We start from the raw sequence: 3,732 nt of genomic DNA, 5'->3' as shown, positions 1-3,732 counted from the left end.
TTGAAGGGGGTGAGGTTGTTGAGATTAGGGCCGTTTCTTCTACTTCAGTCATGGTCAATGCTTGTTATGATCTTCTTAGTGAAGGTTTAGGTGTTGTTCCTTATGCTTGTGTTGGTCTAGGTGGTAAAAGTGGTATAAAAAGTGATGTCACTCGTAATTACAATAGCGCTAAGTAGGGTTTAAGCTCTCTCACGCCTGCGGAACAAAAAAATCTGTGATCTGCTTCTTGAATAGGCACCTCTCTTATGCTGTTAATTGTAGAGCAATTATCTAACGTAGCAAACTTACCGAATGTCCTGCACCTGGTAGCGATCTTTCCGCAATAAATACGCAGCATAAGAACTTTTTCCTAGCAGAGTTATATGTTGACACGTATTGACCCCCATCAGTCATTACTTTATAAATCTTCGTCATACGGATCACTGCTGTTGTATAGCTTTTGCTGTCTTTCACGGCGTTCTTGTTCTTCTATGCAATATAAAGTTACTGGATTTGCCTTTAATCTTCCTAAGCCTATCTTTTCTCCTGTCTCTTCGCAATAGCCGTATAACCCTTCATCTATTCTCTGAAGAGCTTTGTCGATTTCTAAAGCAAGTTCGTCATTGCGATTACAAGCCTGTAATGTAAGATCAGTGTCATATTCCCGTGTAGCCATATCGGTTAAGTCAGCGTCTACATGAGATTGTAACACTTCCCTAGTTTTTTCTTCCGACTCCTTTTTCAGTGCCGCCTTCCACTGAATAAGCTTCTGCCTAAAGTAGTCTAATTGCCTATGGTTCATGTAATTTTCATCGTCTTCATCGTCGAAGACATAGTCTTTCGGTAATACCACTTTCACCCTCGTTAATGCATAACTGAAACACAGATCCTAAGAATGCTTGATTAATATTTGGTGTATTACTATGCTGCAAGAAAGCAATATTGTGTTTCGCTAGAGTGTCATACTTAAAAGCATTTGTACATGAACTACGAGTTATTGCCCGTCGAGGAGGGAGTTCAGCACATGTTGCAGTGTTGTTTGCTATTGTAGTAGGAACTGCACTATTTGTATTGCCACCGGAATGTATCGCAAGTGTTATGCCATCTCTTTTTTGGGTATGTGGTGTTTCGGTGATGCAAATCTCTATAAGAGCGCTGTTTGAAGAGGATTATTACAGCGGAGTCCTGGAACAATTGCTAATACAAAACTTGCTTCCGGAGATTATTTTATTTTTCAAGATACTTGCAAATTGGTTTTGCGTCACGATACCAATCAGTATCGTTGCAATGGTTATAGATTTTGTTGTCTTGGGAAATAGCTTTATACATGTGCTTGTATTTGGTGCAATATTGAGTGCAACACTGCTGATAGTGAATTTTATCGCTGCTGTGGGACATGCATTGGTTCTAGGTGGTGAAGGAGGATTGGTAATTGCGCAGGTCTTAATATTCCCTATAGTAGTTCCCGTAGTAGTGTACTTTAATCTCCTTCTTCAGGCATTGCAGGGTGTAGTATTTTATACGTACACTATGACGCTCCTTGGAGTGGGCATGCTGTGCCTCATACCTATTAGCATATTTTTCGTTCTCTCAGCTATTAAGTTAGCTGTAGAGCAAAATTGACTTTTAGTTGATATATCCTATTATAGCAAATATTGGGTGATTAGCTCAGGTGGTAGAGCGTTTGCTTGACGTGCAAAAGGTCACTGGTTCGAGTCCAGTATCACCCACTGTTGGTGTGGTGTGTAATGACAAGTTGCAATAGTCAGTATTCTCCTAGCTTGCACAGACGGATGGTAATGGCCATTGTCGTAGTGGCGTGCACGTTGGTAGTCGAGACAATCGGTGGTTTGATATCGCATTCATTGGTTCTCCTTTCTGATGCAGGGCATGTATTTATTGATTTAGTGGCGCTTATCTTGAGCTTTGCGGCGTACAGGTTGGCCACTAAAGAGGCGGATGAACAAAGATCCTACGGTTATCATCGGTTTCAGGTTATGGCGGCATTCGTCAATGGAATATCCTGGTTCGTTATAGCTGCGCTAATAGTCATTGAGTCTATCAAACGTTTTGTGAACCCTGTGGAGGTTCATGGACATTTGATGCTGCCTGTGGCAGTGGTGGGATTTGCTGCAAATATCTTTGTATTTTGTATGATGTACAGAAGAGGAGAGCATAATCTCAACATCCGCAGTGCTGTTCTGCATGTTATTGGAGATCTCCTTTGTTCTGTGGCTGCGATTGTTTCATCGATAATCATCAGGTTTAGCGGGTGGCAGATAATAGACCCAATGTTGTCTTTATTGGTCAGTACTGTGATGCTTATCAGTGCATTTAGTATTGTAAAAAACTCAAGTAACATTTTGCTTGAAGGCAAGCCGTACAATATCGACTTAGGTGAGCTACAAAGGAATATTACAAGTGCAATACCAAATGTAATTGACGTACACCATGTGCATCTTTGGTCATTAACTGCAGAGTATCCAATAATGACTATGCACGTACGCATAGCCTGTGGTTCTTCTGATGTGGCAAGTTCTGTACAAGTAGTTAAATCGATCAAGAAGTTGTTACAGAAAAAGTTTGGTATCTCGCATGTTACGATAGAGATCGAACATGAAGAGTGTTCAGATGCTAATTAAGAAAGATAGGCCGAATGCGCATGCATTAATCTTACGATAATCACTACTGATTAATATTAGGCATCGGTGTTGCAATGGTTGAGATGTTCTGGAAGTGCAGAAAAGCGTTGTGCAGTGTTGTGACGGTGTCTCTTTTCATGTTTATGGCATTTTCTAATGCTGGATACGCCTGCGAGCAACAATATCAGCACATATGCCAATTTGTGGAAGAGTTAAGGTCGAGGATACATGTTATTGTTTTAGAAGGCAAGGCAGTTAGAGAATCTTTAGGACAAGCGGTGCAGGAGGTTCTTGATTTTCCTAGACTTGCTAAGTTTGCAATGGGGCAATACTGGAAAGATGCAGATATACGTCAGCGAGATGAATTTCAGGATGCATATAGTCAATACATCAAGAAAGTATATGTGACTCAGTTGAAGGAGTTTGCGCATCATTGGATGAAGATTATGTCTGTTCGTGCACTGGGTGAAGGTAAGTACGCAGTTCGTGTTCGGTTAACCCACCCGGAGCATAGAGATGATTTTATAGTGCTAGAATTTCATATTGTTGAGGCGAGCACCATTAAGATCAGTGATATAAGAATCAACAATTCTTTGAGTATCTCTATAAACCAGAGGACCATGGTGAACGAAGTAATTCAAAAATACGGTATTGACGGAGCAATATCTCATTTCAGAGAATAGGTATACTGTGACTTGGAAAAAATACAGATAAAATTTCCTATCACACCGCTAGCTGAGACGATAAAAGTCGCACTTTGTCGATATAGGTGAGTGAAAAAGATATCAGCAATGTGAGTAGAAGCGTTATATATAGCTTTTTCGAGTTATTAGTACAAAACTTGCAGTGCGTGAAGTAGTTCTGTACATTATTACCGTAACTGTCCATGATTGCTGTTCTATCTGCAACCTTAGTGTATAAGGTACAGTCTGCAAGATAAGAGATTTTAGTATAAGGGAGAGTAACGGAGAGACTAGGGCAGTGTATCCATACTTAAAGGATGGTAAGAGTGTCAAACTTGAGTCTAACAAGTTTGACTGGAATACACCCGATCCTCGGATTGGGTTTAAGGACAACATGCTTGTAGCTATGGAAGGTAGTGTTGGTTATG

5 protein-coding genes, 1 tRNA gene and 1 pseudogene are annotated in these 3,732 nt (G+C 40.5%); 6 read left to right on the top strand and 1 reads right to left on the bottom strand.

The annotated features are described in order from the left end of the window. The coding region (locus tag KPX09_RS04685; RefSeq protein WP_249549214.1) for a P44/Msp2 family outer membrane protein at positions 1–176 on the top strand (176 nt) is incomplete at its 5' end. A gap of 221 nt (positions 177–397) precedes the next feature. Here the strand turns inward: KPX09_RS04685 and KPX09_RS04680 are convergent. Further along, positions 398–781, bottom strand: coding sequence for a TraR/DksA family transcriptional regulator (locus KPX09_RS04680; protein ID WP_044104409.1), 384 nt, complete (start codon positions 779–781; stop codon positions 398–400). 155 nt (positions 782–936) lie between these two features. On the opposite strand from KPX09_RS04680, the gene KPX09_RS04675 reads away from it, so the two are divergent. The 5 genes and pseudogenes from KPX09_RS04675 to KPX09_RS04655 form a co-directional block, all read left to right on the top strand. Beyond that, the gene (locus KPX09_RS04675; RefSeq protein WP_249549213.1) at positions 937–1,602 is read left to right on the top strand and encodes a heme exporter protein CcmB; all 666 of its coding nucleotides are present in this window, start codon (positions 937–939) and stop codon (positions 1,600–1,602) included. 34 nt (positions 1,603–1,636) lie between these two features. Beyond that, positions 1,637–1,709 (top strand) — tRNA-Val (locus tag KPX09_RS04670). Between the two features lie 18 nt (positions 1,710–1,727). Beyond that, positions 1,728–2,621, top strand: a complete 894-nt coding sequence (locus KPX09_RS04665; RefSeq protein ID WP_249549212.1) for a cation diffusion facilitator family transporter — start codon at positions 1,728–1,730, stop codon at positions 2,619–2,621. Between the two features lie 74 nt (positions 2,622–2,695). Further along, positions 2,696–3,304 (top strand): phospholipid-binding protein MlaC, encoded by a 609-nt coding sequence (locus KPX09_RS04660; RefSeq protein ID WP_249549211.1) that lies wholly within the window; start codon positions 2,696–2,698, stop codon positions 3,302–3,304. 250 nt (positions 3,305–3,554) lie between these two features. Further along, positions 3,555–3,732: pseudogene (locus KPX09_RS04655) on the top strand (P44/Msp2 family outer membrane protein); the annotation flags it as partial.

The sequence above is a fragment of the Anaplasma phagocytophilum genome (assembly GCF_023476575.1).
Lineage (GTDB): Bacteria > Pseudomonadota > Alphaproteobacteria > Rickettsiales > Anaplasmataceae > Anaplasma > Anaplasma phagocytophilum_A.
This window is presented reverse-complemented; position numbering and strand designations above follow the sequence as displayed.